Below are 19,385 nucleotides of genomic sequence, written 5' to 3' on the forward strand. Positions count from 1 at the left end.
AGACGAGAGCGGGCAACGTTTATCGACGGTTTTGGGCACGCCTAGCGATCAGACCGCTTGGAAATGTCGATGAGAACTGGCAACGCTGGCGCATGGTCGCCTCGTGGGGTGACCTGTTCCGACACCGTCTGTTGGTGATCTTCGTTGGTACGGTCCGATCATGCCGCGCCTGGTGGAAGTTCCTGGGTACGTACGCTTCTGGACCGCCTCGGCTGTGTCTGCTTTCGGTTCTCAGGTCACGGGGCTGACCTTGCAGATCCTCACCGCCGTGGCTCTGAGCGCGTCCGCCAGGGAGGTCGGCATCGTCAACGCCGCCCGCTGGGTTCCGTATCTGCTCTTCGGACTCGTGGCCGGCGTCGTCGTGGACCGCTGCCGGCGCAAGCCGATAATGGTCGGCACAGATCTCGCAAGGGCAGTCCTGCTCGGTGCGATTCCCCTGCTGTATGCCCTGGATCAGCTCAGCATCCCGGCACTGTGCTTGTTCGTCTTCGCAGTTCGGGGTGCTGTCGTTGCTGTTCGAGGCGGCGAACCAGTCGTATGTGCCGCAGTTGGTGCCAAAGGGGCTTCTCAACGCGGGGTACGCCCGAGTGGAACAGGCCGGTGCGGTGGCCGGCTCGACCGGCCCTTTGAGCCCGGGGTACTGATCAAAATCATGGGTGCGCCGCTTGCCGTACTGGTAGACGCCCTCACCTATCTCATATCCGGCCTGCTCCTCGCCTCGGTGAAGGCACCCGACCCTGTCCCCGATCGAGGCGCACGTCGCAGCCTGGCCAACGAACTGCGCGAGGGACTCGCCTGGGTATACCGGCATCGCACGCTGGCGTCCATCGCCCTGACCTCGCACGCGATGCTCCACTTCAACAGCATGGTGAGCACGGTCTTCGTGGCCTTCGCCCTGCACGAGCCCAAGATCGGGGAATTCGGCCTGGGCGCCACCTACGCCTTCGGCGGTGTCGGCGCAGTCCTCGGCGGTGCGCTCTCCGGACGCGTGGCCAAAAGGCTGGATGCCGGCGTCACCCTGATCGCCTTCCGCCTGCTCGCCGCTATCGGCTGGCTGCCCCTGGTCCTGACCGAGCGTGGACCATGGGCGCTCGCCTCCGTGTCGCTCGCCTTTTTCCTCGTGTCCCTGGCCATCGGCATCGAAAGCCCGGTGGAGGTGAGCTACCGCCAGGCGGTGACGCCCGACCGGCTGGGTGGGCGAATGCGATGAACTGGGGAATGGTCGCGGTGGGGGCACCACTTGGCGGCGTACTCGCCGACCAGGTCAGCTATCGCTTCGCGCCCTGTGGATCGGACTGTCCGGAGCAGTCATCCAAGCGCTCGCGCTGGCTGTTTGTCGTGCCCGCAGGGCCCGCACCACCGACGAGCTCAGTTCCTCGACATCCGACCTGGCACCTGACAGAGCAGAAGCCGCCGGCAGGGAGAGCAAGGATTGACCAGCTCGCGGTGACGTCCTGGGCTCGGGCCGCCCGGGTGCTGGCCATGCGGTACGACTGGATGCCAGTTTCGATGATGTTCCCGCCGAAGGTGAGGCGGTCGACGATGGCCGCGCAGAGCTATGAATCCGTGAACGTCCTGGTCCACCCGCCGAACGACTCATTGGAGACGATGGCGACGCTGTTCTTCTCTTCACGCTCGGTCAGAGCCTGAAACAGCAGTTTCAGCAGTTCCGCGCCCCGGCGGTCCAGCTCCATGTAGCCGAGTTCGTCACTGCAGAGGAGATCGACGCGTCCGTAGCGGGCTATGGTCTTGGTCAGGATCTTCTCGTCCGTGGCTTCGACCAGTTCGTTGACCAGCTTGGTGGCGAGGGCATAGCGAAACCGAAAGCCGGCCATGGTGGCCTCTGTACCCAGCGCGATCAGCAGGTGCAGGTCATCCAGAATCACAGCACCCAAGCCAAACCCGGGGTCAGTAGCGTCACCCCAGGACCGAACTGACGTACAAGAAAGTTGCTGCACGGCCCAGGCGGCAACCCGTCCACTGCCCTCGCCCGCATCCGGACCCGCGAAGGCACTACGCGGATACCGACCAACCCCAACACCGAACAGACACCGACACTCCGCCCGCTCACCCAGCCACAACTGACCGGACAACCCCCTGCCACACGAGATCGATACCGAAAGCACCACCCACCAGCTCGACGACCTGGTCACCACCGACCAGTGAGTCAGAGCCAGGCTCCGACCTTGGCCGACAGACCCGAACCTGCGTTGAACACAACGGTGGGCAGGCGGCGTGTCGGCTGCTTGGCGGCGGTAAGCGTCAGACGGTACAGGTGGGCGTACTCGCTCTCGAAGAAGCGGGTGGCCACGTCCAGGTAGCGGTCGTAGTTGTCGACCGTCTCCTCGCTGACCAGCGCGACCGCCGCGGAGCGCTGACGGCGCAGGCGCCTGTGCCATTCCATGCATGTGCGCTGGTAGTGGTGGCCGTCGGAACGCAGCGCCTCCACATGGAACAAGCGTTCCGCAGCATGCATGACTTCCGACAGGAACGGGGGGTTCGACTGCGGCAAGATACGAGCGAGATGACTGCCGTCGCTGAGAGTTTGCCTGTCCATCGGCACGCCGGAGCCCCAAGCGATGAACTGCAGGGACAGACGGCCGCCGGGTTTCAGCCAGGAGTGGCAGCGGCGCAGGAAGTGGCGGTAGGCGCGCACCTTCGCTGTCCGGGGCCGGCTTGTTCTGGCGAAGTGCTCGAGGGCTTCGAAGCAGATGATCGCGTCGTAGGCCTGATCAGGAGTATGGGTCTGCCAGCTCTCCTGGCGGACTTCGATCTGCGGGTGGTGGGGTGATCGCGCCCAGGCGGTTTGTGCGGGGCTGGGGGTGAGCCCGACGGCATGCTGAACTCCGTGGTGCTCGACAAGGCGGCGCAGGGCGCTTCCCCAGCCGCAACCGATGTCCAGCACCCGGGCGCTTCCGGCAGCCCGGGCTTGTCTGACGTGGTAGTCGATCTTTCGTTGCTGGGCGGTCGCCAGCGAGTCGCCGTCTTCCCAGAGGGCGCAGCTGTAGGTGAGCCTCGGGTCGAGCCAGAGCTCGAAGAACTGGTTGGACACGTCGTAGTGATGCCGCAGTACCGCTGCGGTGGCCCCTGCGTTCCTGGTGGGCATGTGCGCCTTCCTCGGTGTGTTGAGGGCCTCCTCTCAGGGACGGGCTGTCCCACAGGAGGAGGCAGTGATCGGGGTGGTCGCGCTGGTGTGAGGGCCCGGATGACGTTGGGGCCGCTGAAGCCGCAGGAGTGGTTGGCCGCTGCCCCCTTGGCGCCTGGGCTGCTCGCCCATGCGGGTCGGTGCCGAGCCGGACGCCGGGCTCCAACGCCCGGCTACGCCCGCGGTCAGCTGTCATCAGTGATAAGAGGCCGCGCGCGGCCCTCACGGCCCCGCTCTGGAACTTCCGCCCTACTGGGCGGCAACGACCTGCCTGGGGTGGACCGGTGAAGAGGAGAACGTTGTCGGGTGGCCGGGAAGCTGTCCTTGCGGCGGATGGCGCCGCGGGTGCGGTAGTGGAAAGTGAGGAAACCGATGACGGCGCTACCGGCGAACCATCCGGCCTGAACCAAGAGGTACGTGGGCAGGGGGGAACTGGAGAACCCGGCACCCGTGGCAGCCTGCATCGCGCCGTAGGAGGGCAGATAGCGCACGACGCCGCTGTTGGAGCTGACGCTCCAGAGCGGATTTTGCAGGGCGAGGTCGATGATGCTGGTCATCACGATGGCGAACATTCCCTCCACCTCCCGCCGCAAGAGCGAGCCGAAGGCGACGCCCAGGGCGCCGTAGGTGATACCGGCCCCAAACAGAGCGGCGGCGAGCAGTGCGGGCTGCTCGGGGATCCAAAAGGCACAGGTGGCAGCGGTCGCATAGGCGGCCACCACAGCGGAAGCCAGCACCAGGGAGGTGAGTTTGGCGAGAACGAGATGGGCGCGGGGGTAGCCGGCCAGGGCCAGTCGCTGATCGAACGGACCGCCGTTGAAGGAGACCGCGAACATCATGAAGCCGACGATCAGGGTCACGGCGTTGAGGGCCCCGGAGATCCCGGTCAGCTGGTTGCCATGCGGGGTGAGCAGCTGCCCGGTCGCGTGAAGCAGGAAAGGCGCCACGGTGTCAGAGACACAGAAGAAGGCCAGCACGCTCCATACAGGGATGAATACGGCGATGAGGACCATGGCGAAGCGGTTACGCAGGTGCTCGATCAGGGCGTAGTGGACTGCGGTGAGAAAGAGGGTGCAGTGCCGGCGCAGGCTGGAGGAAGGGCTCATGCGGTGTTCTCCATGGCCCGGTCGTGCAGAAGGCCGTCCTCCAGGCGCCACAACACGTCGAGGCGTTCGGCGTCGTAGGCGAGGTGGGAGACGACCAGGATGGCGCGGCCGGCTTCACGCAACCGGGCGGTCAGCTCCCAGAACCGCCGGTAGGTCTCCCAGTCGAACCCCTGGTAGGGCTCGTCGAGCAGGAGAGTCTGCGGGTCGTGCATCAGCGCAAGGGTGAGATTCACCTTCTGCCGGGTTCCGCCGCTGAGGACTCCCGCCCGTTCGTCGGCGTATTCGCTGAACTGGAGCGCCTCCATGATTTCCTCGGCTCGTCGCAGATCGCTGAGGCCGTGGGCGACTTTGAAGTAGTTCAGATGCTGACGGATCGTGAGTGCGTCATTGAGCACAGCGGCCTGCGGGCAGTATCCGAATCCTCCGTTGTGGTGGACCGTGCCGCGATCGGGAGACAGTTCGCCCGCGAGAATTCTCAGCAGGGTCGTCTTGCCCGCTCCGTTCTCCCCCACGATCCCGGCTACGGCTCCCGGGGGCAGCCCGAGGTTGATGCCGCGCAGGACGCTACGGCGCCCGTAGGAGTGGTGCAGGTTTCTGACTTCCAAGGCGCCCTTCCCGTGCCGAAGCGATGCCAGAGCCACAACTGATTCGCCTAACTGCAGGTCACTGCCCGTCAGTGAGGTGTTGGCGCGTGTCATTCGTTGGGAGGGTTTAGGTACGAAGTCACGCCAGTGCCAGGCTTGGGGCGCATAGGTTGGCCGCGTGATCGACATGCCCGCGGCCGTGCGTTCCCCGTCTCTCCCGCGCTTCTCGACCATTTGACCCTGCCGGCGTTCCACGGCTGGGCCGTCCTTTCCACGGCTGGGCCGTCCGTAGCGAGAGCGCCGCGTCGCAGCCATCGGGCAGCAGCCCACACCGGACAGACCGGACAGAGACGAGGGATGGGGGGAACCTGAGGTGCTGGTACGGCGGTGGCTGGACGAGGCCGGGATCCACGATCCTGTCCTGCGGCAGTGCTACACGATGTGCGTCCGGCAGCTCCACACCTGCGACGACGGGCGGGCCGGCTGGTGGGGGCTGCGGCCGGCTCCGGCGGCGCTGCGGCCGTACGCCGCGGCGCTGTTCGCTCACGGGTGCACGGTCGACAGGCACTGCGACACCGGGCCAGTCCAGGAGCGGCTGCGTCGACTCGACGAGTACCGTCACGCGAGTTTCGCGGCACTCGAGTCAGGCAGCGCCGACCCGGTCCTGCACGCAATGGCACACACCTACCGCGCATTCGACCTGCCCAGATCGCTGCTGGAACACGGTTTCGCCGCCATGCGCAGCGAGATCGACATGCCCCAGCCGGCCACCTACGAGGACTGGCAGCGATGGGCCACAGGGATCTCCGGGACTCCGGCCATCGTCCTGACGCTGGTCCTGTATTCCGGCGCCCTCGGCCCATGGCAGCCCATGGTCCGCGAGCTCGGCGAGCTGTACCAGCTGACCGACGTACTCTGCGACCTGGCCGATGACCTGGCCCAGGGGCGGCTGTGGCTGCCGGCGGAAGACTTCGATCTGTTCGGGGTCCGTGTCACGGACTTTCTGGCCAGGCGCTGGAGCCCTGCCGCCGCCGAACTCATCGCGTTCGAGGCCGATCGCGTCCAGCGCCGGCTTCCGGAACTGGTCGCCGCCTTGGAGGCCAGTCCCGCCGGTTCCTGGGCCCGCGCCATGAGCTGCCACTGCACGCTCCTCGTCGACCTCGTGCGCGCCGCCGGCGCCGAACTGCTGCACCATCCCGTGCGCCCGCCCGTCGCCGCGCTGGTCGAGGTGTGGAAGAACCAGTGGCGTGCTGCCATCCCCTGCTAGCCACGAAAGGCCCTGCATGGCCGCCACCGCCGCCCAGTCACCCCTCACGTTGATCCCGCTCATCGAAGCCGAACTGGCCCGCCTCGTGGGCAACGGCGACGATCTGCTGGAACTGGCCTGCCTGGACGCCCTGTTCCCCACCGGCAAGCTCCTGCGGCCCATGCTGTGCATCGAATCGGCACGGGCGGTCGGCGGCCGAGCGGAGTCGGTGCTCTCCTTCGCATCAGCCCTCGAATGCCTGCACGTGGCCAGCCTCGTTCACGACGACATCGTCGACCAGGACCCGATGCGCCGCGGGAGGGCCTCCACCGCCGAGCGATTCGGCATCGCCGAGGCGTTGCTGGCCGGAGACGGGCTGTTCACCGCCGGATGGGTGGCCATGCTCCGCAACAGCCCGGCCGGGTCCGTCCTTCAAGCGTCCCTCGCAGTCGCTGAAGCGATGCACGCCATGTGCCGCGCCAGCATGCACGAGACCACGATCCGCGAGGACCTGTCCTGCGGCCGATCAGCCGTGCTGGAGGTGATCCGTGGCAAGACCGCCGCGCTGACCGGCGCCGCCTGCCAGGCCGGCGCGATCCTGGCCGCCGCGACACCCGGACAAGCCGAGGACTTGCGCCGGTACGGCGAGCTCCTCGGCACCGCTTTCCAGATCCGAGACGACCTGCTGCCCTACACCGCCCACGACAAGATGACCGGCAAGCACGCCATCAGCGACGTCGCCAACCGGCAGCCGACCCTGCCCGTCCTGCTCGCCTACGAGTCGGCAGACGACCATGACCGCCGCCTGCTCACCAGGGTCTTCCACGGCGACGCCGACCCCGCGACCGCCCACCGCGACCTGCTCGACGTGCTGACACGGACCGGCGCCATCGCCGAGGCGACACGGCAGGCGCATGACTGCGCCGCCCAGGCACGCGCGGCGCTTGACGGACTGCCGTCCGCCGAGCGACTCGCCCAGCTCGCGGATTTGGCCGTCGACCGCCACCGATAGCCGCCTCACGGCTGTGCGGCCCGGACCGACGGCCCACGGCCTCGCCAACGACCACCGGCTCCCACCGGCCGAAGGTCAGCACACACACCGGCGACCGCATCATCAGCGCCGTCCTCAAAGCCACCCCCGCCCCATGAGCCCCCTGGGGTGAGGCAGAGCCGACGCATCCTCTGCCCTCCAGCCAGCAATACCCGCCCGACCGCGCCAACGGCCCCGATGTGCGGCGAAGGTCGGACACGGGCCACCGATGGCCGTCTCATCCCTCCGCGTCGGCATCCTGTTCTCTCTCCCCCCCGGCTGACAACGTCCAGGTCTTCCCCTTCCCGGCCGACCCACCAGCGGCGATCACCCAGGTACTCGACTTCGCAGAGATTTCCTCAGAGGCGGAACCAGCTACCAAACGCCGGTGTCAGCGAAGTGTTCGGCGGGATCGACGACGTGGACATCGACGCGGTGACCGACGCTGACACGCCGCCCGGCGACTCGGGACACGCCGGACCGGGTCCTGCGGAACGTCCGGCAAAGTGCCAGAAGGCCGCGCGCCCTCGTCCATGAACTTGCTCGCGCAGGGCCTACCGTGCGCGCCGGGCGGGGCTCGGCGACGCCGACAAGGGGAGGAACCCACCCCACTGCAGGCTCTGTGCCGTACGCCGTCGCGTGGGGCCCACTCGGTGCCGCGAGCACGCTCACAAGGTTCAAGCCATTTCACAACGGGGGCACATCGGCCAGGCCTTCGACCGGCGGCAGGGCGGAATACCGCTCACCTCCTCAACCACGATGAGCGTTTAACCAATCAAGCCACTGATTGAATAGGCAATTGGGTCTGGATTTCGATGATGGGAAAGTCTTCAGTTGTACACCGTGAGACAGGAGCGAGAAGACGGGTACTTCGAGGCACTGAGAACCGCAAAGAGAAAAGGAGTTGCACCATGCGACCAATGGCACGCTGGGCAATGACAGGAGCCCTCCTCACCACGGCCCTCGCGGGTCCCCTGAGCATGCCCGCCCACAGCGCTCCCGCTTCGCTGTACGCCCCCTCGGCACTGGTTGTGACCACGGGCCCAGGCGAGAGTGCCGCAGCGGCACCGGAGCGCGCAGTAACGCTGAACTGTGCGTATGCCACATCGGGGACGCATCCCGATCCGCGGCAGGCCTGTGCGGACCTGGATCGCGTGAACGGGGATCTCAACCGCCTGGCCACCCTCCGCGCCGAACAGACGGAACGGCCCTGTACGAAGGAATACCGTCCCATTGTGGTCACCATACAAGGTGTATGGCGGGGCACACGCGTGAACTACGAGCACACCTTCGCCAATTCCTGCATCAAGGAGACGCAGGGGGCTTCGGTATTCGCCTTCTGAGGTATCACAGCTCAGTAAGGTCTCTCATCGCGGGCCGTGATGGTGGTACTGCGTCACGGCCCCCGCAACGTGTGGTGCGGCCGGTAGGTCCCATCGCTGAGCGCGCCGCCGCCCGCGAGTTGGAGCCGCCCCGCTTCCTGCCCGATGTCCCGGTCCTCGCGGCGGCATTGGCGACCCCGCTGTGATCTTCTGGTCCACGAACCCGCAGCCGTCGTGCAGGACGCCTCAGGAGGTGCTCTCACCGTTGCTGGTTACCGCCAGTGCCGACGGTGAGCTGGACGGTGTCGCCCTGTACCGGGTGAGGGCCAAGGGATCCGGCTCATCTCCGCCACCTCGCCAACAGCGGCTGACAGAGGGAGGTGGATCGTCGCCGAGTGCCGTGTCCGGGACGGTAGTTGAGCGTTCGGTGATCTGTGGGGACCTCGTCGTGGATGGTGTCGGATGAGCTGTGGGACCGCCCGGAGCCGCCGCTGCCGCGGCGTGAGCGGCGCTTGCGGTACCCGGGCCGGAAACCTCTGCCGGACCACGACGTGCTATCCGTGATCCTGTACGTGTTGCACAACGGAATCCAGCGACATCCACCGCGACCAGGTGCGCGACCGAGGCATCGTGCCCCCGATCGCTCGCCGCGGCACACGACAGGGCACCGGCCGGGGCACCTACCCCTGGGTGATCGAGCGGAGTTTCGCGTGGCTGCACGGCATTCGACGCCTGCGAATCCCCGCGGGGGTGTCCACGACGTAAGCGGATCGCATCGACGATCTCGCGGCGGGGATGCTTCTCCGACCGGCTGCCCCGGGCGCTCTCGCGGGCCGGGGTCGGCAGCAGCGGTTCGATAGAGCCCCCTCGGCGTCGGCCCGGGCTGAGTTCGCGCTTCGGCTCACCCGTAGGTCGATCGGCCGATCAGATGGTTCGTCGGCCGGCTACCGGTCAGTCGGCGGGCAGGCCGAACCAGCGCAGGAGTACGGGTCGTGCGTCGGCCGGGGCGTCCTCAGGCCCGCGGGCATAGCGCGCGAGCAGGGCCAGATAGTCGTCATGGAACGCGTCCAGCTCATCCTTCGTGAGGTGGATGAGGCTGCGTGAGCCCCGCATCCAGCCTTCGGAGTGCGCCTGTCCGGCGGTCAACTGCCGGGCGAGCTCGACGTCCTCCTCCATCCTCATCCGGTCCAGTTCGGCCGACATGGCGCGCTCGGCCTCCGTCAGCTCCTCCTGCGGCGGTCTGCGGATGTCTAGGCCGCGCACCCCGCGCCACCAGCGCTCCCGCCCGGTGGAGCGCTCGGGGATGTCCTCGATGAGGCCGCTGCGCTCCAGCATGCGCAGGTGGTAGCTGAGCGTGCCGGTGTTCTCGCCGAGGGCGGCGGACAGGGTGGTTGAGGTGGCCGGGCCCGCTGTGCCGAGCTGGCGCAGGATACGCAGGCGCAGGGGATGCGAGAGGGCTTTGAGCACCTCGGGGCTGTCGACGGTGCGCCGCCCTGCGGCCGCCGCTCTGCGCTCTTTCGTCATGGCGGCAGTCTAGCCGGAGAGCAGCATTTTCTCTGCAGAGCTTCCTATGCAGAGAAACCTCTGCAATGCTGTCGTGTATGACGCCGAACCGCGTGACCCTGAATCGCACAGTCCGCCGCTTCACAAGTACTGTCGCGGGGGCTCTACTTGCCGGACTCGCCCTGGGTGCCGCACCCGCGCATGGAACTGAACCGACGGCGGATCTACCCGAGTTCGATTTCTCCGCCTGTCCGACCGTCGGTGAGCTACCAGCGGGGGCGGACCCCGGGACCTGGCGCTGCGAGGTCATGCACGCCACGGGGCATCTGCGCATGGGCGCCGTCGACGAGCCGCTCACCGAACCTATGAAGATCACCTTTGCGGAAGGCCGTGTGGACGGTGAATTCCGCCAGGTCTTCGGGGAGATGACCGCTGCGCCTATCCGGGTGGGGGGCACCCCGTTGACCCTGACTCCGCAGTACGGCGGCTACGCGGACTTCCTGTCCGACGACACCCGGCGCGGCGAGTTCGACATCAAGTTCGCCATAGGCTCGGCGCACGGGTCGGCGGCCCGGCCGTCGTCGGGCTGCTCGGTGGGTAGCGATGAGGACGCGGTGCACCTGGTACTGCAGAACACCGATCCCACCCGGGTGATATCCAGGGACCCCCTGGTCGTCGCCTTCGGTGCCCAGGACGCGGAGTTCGCTGCCCCGGGCACTCGTGGTTGCGGCCCGCTGAGTCGCGTGCTCGAACGGGCCCTGGGCCTGCCGTCCGCGGCGGGGGCGAATGCCTTCGACATGGATGTCACGGTGGCCATCCGGCCCTACATGTAGACCGGCTCGGTGAGTGACTGTCCATACCCTTGGGTCGGTGGCCTTCGGCGGGCAAGTGAAACCTGATGCCGGTTCACGTGAAGGATGACCACGGTCGGCTCCCTGCCAGCGCATGCCCAGGGCGTGTTTTAACGAGGGCGGCGCGTTCTGCGCAGTCCAGCCCGCCGGGCAGCTGGCCGCCCAGTGCATTCCGGGATCCGGCCGCCTCGGCATTGGTCGGTGCCCATGCCGAAGAGGTGGCGGCGGCCGCCTCTCACCGTGCACGCGAGCTGGTACACGGACAACTCCTGCGTGCCGGGTTCCATATCTTGCACGCAGGAGTTGTCTGCGCGGACGAAGCCCGCGGTCCGGGGTGGTCCTCGTGGTCCTGGCTATTTCCCGCCGGGCGGGCACAGTTCCCTGTCGATGACCTTGTTCTGTGCGTGCTCTGTGGACTTGTCGGACGCGCCGTCGCCTGTCGTTGCGAGGACCACGACGTGGCGGCCGCCGCCCCGGCACAGCTTGACTTCTCCATTGGGAAGCCGCTTGAGTCCTGCGCCCATGTGCGCTGTGGCTGAGCGGCTGCTCTGACTGCTGAGTGCTTGAGTTGGTCGCTTGAGCGCCGCGGGTGACCCGACTGAACACAAGGGCCGCGGTTTCAGTAGGGCAACTGGCTTGAGCGGAGTCCGGTCCGCCGCTCAGTAGCCGGGCGGGATCCGGTCCTGCGGCCCGTCAGCCACCTCTGCAGCGCCGTCGTCCATCTGCGCCCGCTCGGTCACGGCCGGGTCGGTCGAGTCCGAGACCAGCTCCGTGATGCGCAAGGTGCACTCCCACTGCGTCAGCTTGCCTTTGATCACCACCAGGTACGACTCCTGGTCGGCGAAGCGGTACACGTGACGCCGCTTCTCGACGATGTGTTTACTCGGCACATACGTGTGGAGGGCGGCGCGCAGTGCCTTCAGTGCCTGGTCCTTCGTTTCCAGCCCACGGCCGATGAACTCGGTCCTGTACACGTCGCTGTAGTACTGCGCGATCACGACCCAGTTGCCCATCCACTCCCCCTCGGCGCCGCTGCCAGTCAGCCACAGCTCGGCCTCCGGAACAAGAGTGATGCAGACCGAGGGGTGGCCTCCATGCGAGGGCGGGGACGGGACGAGGTACGGCCGGGAGCGCCAGGACGAGGCGCAGCTTCTCCTCCAGCCGGCAGTACCGGCACACTGCCAAGGCCCGCCCGCCGGGCGCCGGGACAGGAGAAGTACTGCATGGCCCCGTCCTGCCCGCAGCGCGCACGGCCGGTTTCGACGACTTCCACCGGCACGTGGGACTGTCTGAGGCGGTGCTGGCGGATCGGCTGCGCAAAACTGGTCGCCGCCGGGGTCCTGGATACGGTCCCGTACCGCGAGCCGGGCCACCGCACGTGTCACGACTACCGGCTCACCCGTAAGGGCAGGGATTTGTGGCCGTGATGCTCGCCTCGAAGCAGTGAGGCGACCGCTACACGGCGGATCCGGAGGGGCCGCCCCTGGAAGTCCGTCACCGTGACTGTGGTGAACCGCTGGAGACGGTCGTCGTCTGCGCGGGCGGACCACGGGCCTCTCGCCCCGCGCGGCAGGCTTACACACGGCCTGGTGCCACGGCGCACGTGACCACACGATGAGGACGGTGCCGGGCGCCACATGGGAGGGGATGAGTGCGGTCGGCGCGCAGCACGGGTGGTGGTCTGTGATGTCGGCGCCGTCCCGTGTATGAGGTACGGTCCGGCCGGCTGCAGGCAGCGTGTGTGGTGGCCGGGCCGGGGCATCCGGATTGCCGGGAGGTCCACATGGACACGAGTACATTGGCAGGGACCGGTCGGGCTCCTGTGTTCTCTTTCGCAATGGCCCGCTGGCAACGGGTCTGCACCGCGTCCTACGGGAAACCCGAAGGGGATGAACGACTCCGAGATTCCATATGGCGACGGCCGGCCCGTGGACGTGTACCTGGACCTCCTCCGCTTGCAGATGGACGCGGAGGACTACAGCCGTCTGCTGCGCGCGGTGGCACCTGTGCTGAAGGCGATCGAAGAGGAGCGCCTCTTCAGGGTCGACCTCACGCTCGACCCAGGTTCCGACGACGAACTGCCCCAAGAGGTACGAGACGAGGCCGCCCTGGTCATCGCCACCGCAGTGACCGGCCGGCTGGACAACGAGCTGGTCGAGATCGACGTCGACGAGGCCGACCCGATCAGGATCGTCACGGACGCGAACACCGCTGCCGACCCGGTCCGCCTCCGCGAAATCGCCGACTACGTCAAGGAACAGCACAGGGAGAACCAGGAACTGCGGGGCATCGCCGAGGCGAGCGGGCTGCCGACGGACTTCTGAGCGGCAGCGGCCCCCCGCCCGTGGCCCGCAGGTCTCTGTGACGCGACCGCGCTGACCGCGGCAGTGAAGTCGCCGGTCGTCATGATGGCGCCGCGCACTCGAGTGACAAGCACCGTTCGACAGCTGTCGCTCATCAACGGCGCGATCCGGCCGCGCCGCGCTGCCGCACGCCCTGTTCCCCTTGTGGTCAGCGGCGTTCCTCGCACCGGAGCACAGGAAGGGTGACGTCGTCCGTGCGCTGCGCGAAGGTCTGCGCTGCAGCACGGCCGACGCATATCTGCGGCCGGCCCGGTCCCGGCCGAACCTCAAGGTGCTGACCGGCGCCCAGTGCACCCGCGTGCTGCTCGGCAGCGACAGTGCGACCGGCGTCGAAGTGGACCGGGACGGCGAACTGATGTGCCTGCGCGCCGAACGCCAGGTCGCCGCCCGGGCCGGTGCCTACAACTCTCCGCAGCTGCTCATGCTCTCCGGCATCGGCCCGGGCGGCGACCTGGCGGCCCGCGGCATCACGCCCCGCGTCGACCTCCCCGTCGAAAAGAACCTGCAGGATCATCCCCATGTCGGGCTGTGCTACCTCACCGACACCGAATCGCTGTTCACCGCCGAAACACCGGACGACCTCCGCCTGCTGGAGACCGAGGGCCGCGGCCCGCTCACCTCGAACCTCGGCGAGGCCGGCGGGTTTCACCGCACTCGTGAGGAACTGGACGCCCCCGACATCCAGGTGCATGCCACACCGGTGATGTTCCATGAAGAGGGCATCAGCCGCGTGACCGACCACGCCTTCATGTTCGGGGCGGTCCTGCTCGCCCCCACGAGTCAGGGCCGGATCTTCCTGCGCTCGGCGCTCCCCAGCACCAAACCGCACATTCTGCACAACTACTGACCACCGAAGAGGATTGCGCCACGATGATCCGGGCACTGCGGATGCTGCTCGACATCGCCGACCGGCCCAGCCTGGCCAAGCACCGCCTGGCCGACTTCCGCGTACCGCGCTCCACGGACGACGCCGACCTGCTCGACTTCGCCCGGCGTGAGCTGCAGACCCTCCATCACACTGCGGGCACTTGTTCCATCGGCCCGGTCGTGAATTCCCGGCTCAGGGTGCACTGCGTGAACGGCCTGCGGGTGGTGGACGCCTCGGTGATGCCCACCGTGGTGCGAGGTAACACCAATGCTCCCACGATCTTGATCGCGGAAAAGGCCGCAGACATGATCCGCGGTTTCCCGGCACCGGTGTGACGGCAATGCCACGCACGGACCGGTGCGACGTCCTGGACTAGTGCTGTGACTGCATAGGTTCACCGGCTTGGTGATGCGTCGGCGGAGCGGGCCATGTTCTCGGCATGAACGACGCTGAAGTCGTCTCGCTCTCGGCCGGATGTGCTCGCTGCCCATACCCCGGGGGGGGCAGGACTCCCCGCGCAGCACGCTCTCATCGTCCCAAACGGCCGAGGACGAGCCTCTGGGGCGGCGGAGGTTGCCTCGAAATGGGCAGGGCGGCCGACCATTTGAGGATGCGGCGTCCAAGGATGTGCCGTCTACGGCCCATGCGCGTAATGTGGTCCGGGTACGTCCCAGACCACGCCCCAGGGCGTGATCGTCGGTCCCGCGTGCCCCCACGCCTCCGCGTCGACGGGGCTCGCCCGGGTGAGCGGAGGGTCAGCGATGGGCACGGTCACCACCGACGACGGCACCACCATCTTCTACAAGGACTGGGGTCCACGAAACGGCCGGCCGATCGTCTTCCACCATGGGTGGCCGCTGAGCGCCGACGACTGGGACAACCAGATGTTGTTCTTCCTGGCACACGGCTACCGAGTCATCGCCCACGACCGCCGGGGGCACGGACGCTCGAGCCAGACGGCCACCGGCCATGACATGGACACCTACGCCGCCGACGTGATTGCCCTCACGGACGCGCTCGATCTGCGCGAGGCATTCCACGTCGGCCACTCCACCGGCGGCGGCGAGGTCGCACGCTATGTCGCACGTGCCGAGCCCGGCCGCGTCGCGAAGGCGGTGCTGGTGGGCGCCGTACCGCCCGTCATGGTCAAGTCGCAGACCAATCCGGGCGGCCTGCCCATCGAGACCTTCGACGGCTTCCGCGAGGCTCTCGCCGCCAACCGCGCGCAGTTCTACATCGACGTGCCCTCGGGGCCGTTCTACGGCTTCAACCGCCCCGGCGCGCAAGTGTCGCAGGGACTGATCGACAACTGGTGGCGGCAGGGAATGATGGGCGCGGCCAACGCTCACTACGAATGCATCAAGGCGTTCTCCGAGACCGACTTCACCGAGGACCTCAAGCAGATCGACGTACCCGTCCTCGTCGCTCACGGAACCGACGACCAGGTCGTTCCGTACGAGGACTCGGCGCCGCTGACGGTCAAGCTCCTGAAGAACGGCACGCTCAAGAGCTACGAGGGGCTTCCACACGGGATGTTGTCGACCCACCCGGACGTCCTCAATCCCGACATCCTCGCGTTCCTGCAGTCCTGACCGCGTCCCCGCCTGACCGAGAGTGATGCGCTTCGCACCGCATGTGCTCCCGGGGCCGACGGAACGAGACGTCGGCCCCACGGCATTCGACAACAGAGCGTACGTCTTCCAGGGCACGGTAAGCCTCGCCGCAATCCGGCTCTGGCTCCGGTAGGGGCCTGCCGGACAGTCCCTCGTCACCTTCGGCGACGATAAATACGCCCGTGACGAGACTCTGGAGCGCGTGCCCCATCGATGGTGTTCAGCCGCTTGAACCGGGTCTCGTTGCTCTCGGACGGGCCGATCAGCGACGCTCCGACGACGCTGAGGAACCTCTGGGGGTTACCGAAAGCCGAGAGCTTCTGCCTGATCGTGACAGAGTTCCCGCTGACCGGTAGCCATTGCCTGATCATGGGCGACGAAAGAATCGCGTTCGGGAAGGCGCCGTTCTCGACACCATCGCCATCTTTGCTCTGCCCGGTATTAGCACGGACCGCGCCGCCCTGCGAGAAGGTACCGCGTTGACCGCATCCTCGAATCGCTTCGCATCGCCGACCGACAGCTTGAAGCGGACGTTTGTACCGGCCTTGTCCAACTCGACGCGAGTGAGGTCGGCCTCGGGCAGGTTGGTGCCGCCAGTGATGCGGTTGAGCCATGTGGCGTCGCCGGAGGAATCGACCATCGTTCTCAACGACGCTGCCGCACAGGCCGGAAGCTACCTGCTCTCCGGCACAACGCTCGAGAGCGCATGGGACGATGGCGCCATACGACTGGCATCTGTCGTCCCCCGGACCTCCGTCCCCGAGATCGCCGAACGCCTCGGCCTCGATATCGCAAAGCTGCACGCGCGGCTCGCGTCACAGATGCCACCGCTGTCATAGACAGCCGAAACGGCTGGCGAAGTCTTCGCGCTTGAACACGTCGGTCGCAACCGTCATCCCACCCGCGCCCGATCAGGCTCAACCCGCCGACCTGGTGCCCTCCGCCCCCGCCGTTGCGCCGGCGTCATGGCACCAGCGGGCCCCTCCAACTCGTCCAGACGCAGGCACTCGATCAGGTAGTCGCCGGTGTCGGGGGCACGCGTCACCCCGTGCGTCTCGCTGCCGAAGCCGGGGAAGCGACGGTCGAAGGACTCCAGGGCACTGAGGTAGCGCAGGAGAGGGCCGTCTTCCTCCCCGACGCTCTCGCCCGGCATGAGGACCGGGATACCGGGCGGCGTCACCGTGACCATCGCCGCGGCGACCCGGCCCGGTGCCTCCGTCAGGCGGATCCGTTCCGTGCCGCCGCGGATCAGGCGCTGGTAGCACAGCTGGGGCGGGGCGACCGGCTCCGGGAGTTGCTGGAAGGCCGTGTCGAGTAGTTCGACCAGGCGGGCCTCGCGCAGGTGCTCGTGCATCTCCTGGCACAGGTCGCGCAGCGTCAGCCCGGCGTAGCGTCGAGGATGCTCGGCGACCAGCGCGGGCAGCACACGGTCCAGCAAGGCATCACCGTCGTAGAGGTCCTTGAAGTCCATCAGGGCGTCCAGCAGCGTGCCCCACTTGCCCTTGGTGATGCCCATGGAGAACAGCACCAGCGTGGTAGAGCTGTCGGTTCCGGCGAAGTACTACCCGGGAGTTGCGAGGAAGAATGCGAGGTTGGCGGGCGCCTGGTCACCGGCGGTGGCGAACAGCCACGGCTGGAAGGCGTCCATCCTGTGGCGGAGCCGGGCGGCTCGGTTCTTCTGCAGGTTCTTCAGATCACGCACGGCGACGCGGCCTGCGTCGGTGAGGTGCACGTACGTGTTGTGCGGTCCCGTAGCGCGTGACGTCGATGTACATCGACGAGGTCTCCTTCACGCAGCCATCCAGCCACAACAGCACGAGTTCTGTCTCGACTGAGCAGCGTTCGCGACGGTGAGATGAGGAACGTCTCCTCCCTTGGGCCCCAGTGAGCTTGTCAGTCGGCTGACCTCTCGTTGATCAGAGACCCTTGGCTCAGCCATCGAACGAACGCGAAAGCCCAGGTCGCGAAGAGAAGGAGCAACAGGATGAGAGCCAGGAGCCAGGGGGCTGGACGGAACCAGCCGGCGAGGAGGGCCACGACGGCTGCCATGACGAGAAAGGCCTGCACTGACTTGTAGGCGGGGTGGCGGTCGTAGTCCGCCAGAGTGGGCAGAAGCACCACGGTAGTGATCAGCATGACGGCTACCGATCCACCCATCAGCCAGCTCACGGCCGCCGGTGACCGGTGGTCGGCGGCGTGCTCCACCAGCCCGACCATTCCCGCACCGGCTGCCGCCACCGCCATGGTCAGCGGCAGGTGCACGAAGATCCACGTCGCCAGGGAATAACCGGTCTCGCGGGGCAGCCGTCGGGACACCAGGTCGGCGTAGTTCCACCAGAAGCCGAAGCCGACGGCGAGCCCGAGCAGTCCCGTGGCCGTGACGAGTGCACTGCGTTCGGCGTCAGTCAGGCCGTTCACGACACCGATGACGACCTCGCCGAGCACGATAATGATGAACAGCCCGAAGCGCTCGACCATGGAGTCGGTCACGACGTCGTAACTCGGCCTTCTGCGCCAGGAGATGAGAACGACGCACTCCACGCTGCACCACGCGACGACGAACACCGCCCAGACGGCAAGGCGGGCGTCGACCGAAAGGGGTACCGAAGCCGCGATCAGGAACATGCCCGCGACCATGACGATCAGATAGCGTCGGGGCGTCCTGCGCAGCTCCGGCAGATCCAGCCGGTACACGGAGTACCACTGATAGCTCAGCAGGGCCAGCAGCAGTGCGTAGAGTGCGGCCAGGGTGCGGCCGTCGTCGCCGTCAGCATGGCCCACGTAGACCGCCATGAGGGACAGCAGCAGCATCTGCACGAAGATCAGCGAACGGGTGTGACCGTCTTCGCGGCCGTGCAGTTCGTAGAAGAGTGTGCCGTTCATCCAGGCGATCCAGATCAGCCCGAAGACCACGGCGAAAGTGGCCGTGCCCCGCCAGGACAGGTCCTCCGCGAGGGTGTGGGCCGCCTGCCCGATCAGGACGACGTAGACGAGGTCGTAGAAGAGCTCCAGGAAGCTGACGCTGCGAGCCGTGTCGACCTCGCCGTGCCGCCGCGGCGGACGGAAGAGCCATCGGCGCGTACCGATGCCCAGGGGGACTGCCTCAGCGGTGCCGGGACGCGACTCGGAGGCACTGTCTGACATATCGGACATAGGAGGCTCCCTTATCGGCAAGCGGCACGCAGTCGCACGGGTGTGTCGGTGCCGGTCAGCGGTCGGCCGAGTGCGTCCAGGCGTTGGTTCTCGCTCATCGGGACTCGTCGGGACGCCTTCATCGATGGTGTTGAGACCGAACGTCGGAACCGGGCCGGGGACAGCTCGCAGCCCACCGCACCGACCGCGCTCGGACTGGAGGGGGAGCCGGCAACACCGCGGGGACGGACGGCTGTGTCCGGCGGACTCGTCGCGGGGCACGCCTGCAGCACTCGTAGAAACAACTCCTCGCTAGGGGCCATCCACCCCAAACCACCCTCGCGGTCGGTGATGAAGCCGTCCACCGAGACACTCATCGAGCAGATCAGCATGGCTTCGAGCTCATCGCGCCGGAAGGACGGATGAGGACCGCGATGGATTTCGTCCCTGAGCTCGACATTGGGCTCTCCTTCCTTCTGCAGGCTGCTGTGCCACAGCCAGTCACGGATCGCGAGACGCAAAACCCATCCTCGGGGGAGGTCCAAGTGATCGTACGGCCATTGCCGGCGCCGCACCCGGACCCCGGCAGCGGCCGGCGCCGGTCTCGCGGCGCCGGGAGTCA

Annotated in this window: 17 protein-coding genes and 4 pseudogenes; 10 read left to right on the forward strand and 11 right to left on the reverse strand. The window is 67.3% G+C overall.

The annotated features are described in order from the left end of the window. Positions 1-160: 160 nt before the first annotated feature. The gene (locus ACIBAG_RS35795; RefSeq protein WP_399111060.1) at positions 161-1,210 is read left to right on the forward strand and encodes an MFS transporter; all 1,050 of its coding nucleotides are present in this window, start codon (positions 161-163) and stop codon (positions 1,208-1,210) included. A 229-nt stretch (positions 1,211-1,439) separates the two neighbouring features. Here the strand turns inward: ACIBAG_RS35795 and ACIBAG_RS35800 are convergent. From ACIBAG_RS35800 to ACIBAG_RS35815, 4 genes and pseudogenes are all read right to left on the reverse strand, one after another. Continuing rightward, positions 1,440-1,868 (reverse strand): annotated as a pseudogene (locus tag ACIBAG_RS35800) (ATP-binding protein); the annotation flags it as partial. Positions 1,869-2,167: 299 nt separating this feature from the next. After that, a complete protein-coding gene (locus ACIBAG_RS35805) occupies positions 2,168-3,106 on the reverse strand; it encodes an SAM-dependent methyltransferase (RefSeq protein WP_399111062.1) in 939 nt (312 codons plus the stop codon). Between the two features lie 224 nt (positions 3,107-3,330). Beyond that, entirely contained in the window at positions 3,331-4,251 is a 921-nt protein-coding gene (locus ACIBAG_RS35810; RefSeq protein ID WP_399111063.1) for an ABC transporter permease, read from the reverse strand. After that, positions 4,248-4,856: an ABC transporter ATP-binding protein gene (locus ACIBAG_RS35815; protein WP_399111065.1), complete on the reverse strand. Its 609-nt coding sequence runs from the start codon at positions 4,854-4,856 to the stop codon at positions 4,248-4,250. The genes ACIBAG_RS35810 and ACIBAG_RS35815 overlap by 4 nt, the downstream gene beginning before the upstream one ends. A gap of 352 nt (positions 4,857-5,208) precedes the next feature. Between ACIBAG_RS35815 and ACIBAG_RS35820 the strand changes: the two genes are divergently transcribed. The 4 genes and pseudogenes from ACIBAG_RS35820 to ACIBAG_RS35835 form a co-directional block, all read left to right on the forward strand. Continuing rightward, a complete protein-coding gene (locus tag ACIBAG_RS35820; RefSeq protein WP_399111066.1) occupies positions 5,209-6,102 on the forward strand; it encodes a phytoene/squalene synthase family protein in 894 nt (297 codons plus the stop codon). Positions 6,103-6,118: 16 nt separating this feature from the next. Continuing rightward, positions 6,119-7,093, forward strand: a complete 975-nt coding sequence (locus tag ACIBAG_RS35825) for a polyprenyl synthetase family protein (RefSeq protein ID WP_399111068.1) — start codon at positions 6,119-6,121, stop codon at positions 7,091-7,093. A 998-nt stretch (positions 7,094-8,091) separates the two neighbouring features. Continuing rightward, on the forward strand, positions 8,092-8,454 hold the full coding sequence (locus ACIBAG_RS35830) for a subtilase-type protease inhibitor (RefSeq protein ID WP_399111254.1): 363 nt from the start codon (positions 8,092-8,094) through the stop codon (positions 8,452-8,454). 570 nt (positions 8,455-9,024) lie between these two features. Next, a pseudogene (locus ACIBAG_RS35835) lies at positions 9,025-9,174 on the forward strand (IS5/IS1182 family transposase); the annotation flags it as partial. Here ACIBAG_RS35835 and ACIBAG_RS35840 read toward each other — a convergent pair. Continuing rightward, positions 9,126-9,291, reverse strand: a pseudogene (locus ACIBAG_RS35840) (IS5/IS1182 family transposase); the annotation flags it as partial. The pseudogenes ACIBAG_RS35835 and ACIBAG_RS35840 sit on opposite strands and share 49 nt — an antisense overlap. Positions 9,292-9,384: 93 nt before the next feature. After that, entirely contained in the window at positions 9,385-9,957 is a 573-nt protein-coding gene (locus ACIBAG_RS35845; protein ID WP_399111069.1) for an ArsR/SmtB family transcription factor, read from the reverse strand. A 311-nt stretch (positions 9,958-10,268) separates the two neighbouring features. On the opposite strand from ACIBAG_RS35845, the gene ACIBAG_RS35850 reads away from it, so the two are divergent. Beyond that, complete coding sequence (locus tag ACIBAG_RS35850; protein ID WP_399111070.1) at positions 10,269-10,769, forward strand: hypothetical protein; 501 nt, start codon at positions 10,269-10,271, stop codon at positions 10,767-10,769. 677 nt (positions 10,770-11,446) lie between these two features. Here ACIBAG_RS35850 and ACIBAG_RS35855 read toward each other — a convergent pair. Next, positions 11,447-11,800: a hypothetical protein gene (locus ACIBAG_RS35855; RefSeq protein ID WP_399111072.1), complete on the reverse strand. Its 354-nt coding sequence runs from the start codon at positions 11,798-11,800 to the stop codon at positions 11,447-11,449. 876 nt (positions 11,801-12,676) lie between these two features. Between ACIBAG_RS35855 and ACIBAG_RS35860 the strand changes: the two genes are divergently transcribed. From ACIBAG_RS35860 to ACIBAG_RS35875, 4 genes are all read left to right on the forward strand, one after another. Continuing rightward, positions 12,677-13,111, forward strand: a complete 435-nt coding sequence (locus ACIBAG_RS35860; RefSeq protein ID WP_399111073.1) for a hypothetical protein — start codon at positions 12,677-12,679, stop codon at positions 13,109-13,111. 181 nt (positions 13,112-13,292) lie between these two features. Next, on the forward strand, positions 13,293-13,997 hold the full coding sequence (locus ACIBAG_RS35865) for a GMC family oxidoreductase N-terminal domain-containing protein (protein WP_399111075.1): 705 nt from the start codon (positions 13,293-13,295) through the stop codon (positions 13,995-13,997). A gap of 23 nt (positions 13,998-14,020) precedes the next feature. Continuing rightward, positions 14,021-14,353, forward strand: coding sequence for a GMC oxidoreductase (locus ACIBAG_RS35870; protein WP_399111076.1), 333 nt, complete (start codon positions 14,021-14,023; stop codon positions 14,351-14,353). Between the two features lie 426 nt (positions 14,354-14,779). Continuing rightward, complete coding sequence (locus tag ACIBAG_RS35875; RefSeq protein WP_399111078.1) at positions 14,780-15,610, forward strand: alpha/beta fold hydrolase; 831 nt, start codon at positions 14,780-14,782, stop codon at positions 15,608-15,610. Positions 15,611-15,998: 388 nt separating this feature from the next. Here the strand turns inward: ACIBAG_RS35875 and ACIBAG_RS35880 are convergent, their stop codons facing one another. The 4 genes and pseudogenes from ACIBAG_RS35880 to ACIBAG_RS35895 all read right to left on the reverse strand — a co-directional run bounded on the left by ACIBAG_RS35880 (position 15,999) and on the right by ACIBAG_RS35895 (position 18,784). Next, a complete protein-coding gene (locus tag ACIBAG_RS35880) occupies positions 15,999-16,271 on the reverse strand; it encodes a hypothetical protein (protein ID WP_399111079.1) in 273 nt (90 codons plus the stop codon). Between the two features lie 252 nt (positions 16,272-16,523). Next, positions 16,524-17,180 (reverse strand): annotated as a pseudogene (locus ACIBAG_RS35885) (arginine decarboxylase); the annotation flags it as partial. A 12-nt stretch (positions 17,181-17,192) separates the two neighbouring features. Further along, on the reverse strand, positions 17,193-17,363 hold the full coding sequence (locus ACIBAG_RS35890; protein WP_399111081.1) for a hypothetical protein: 171 nt from the start codon (positions 17,361-17,363) through the stop codon (positions 17,193-17,195). Between the two features lie 161 nt (positions 17,364-17,524). Continuing rightward, positions 17,525-18,784, reverse strand: a complete 1,260-nt coding sequence (locus tag ACIBAG_RS35895; protein ID WP_399111083.1) for a low temperature requirement protein A — start codon at positions 18,782-18,784, stop codon at positions 17,525-17,527. Positions 18,785-19,385: the final 601 nt, after the last annotated feature.

The organism is Streptomyces sp. NPDC051243 (assembly GCF_044455405.1).
In the GTDB taxonomy this organism is placed as follows: domain Bacteria; phylum Actinomycetota; class Actinomycetes; order Streptomycetales; family Streptomycetaceae; genus Streptomyces.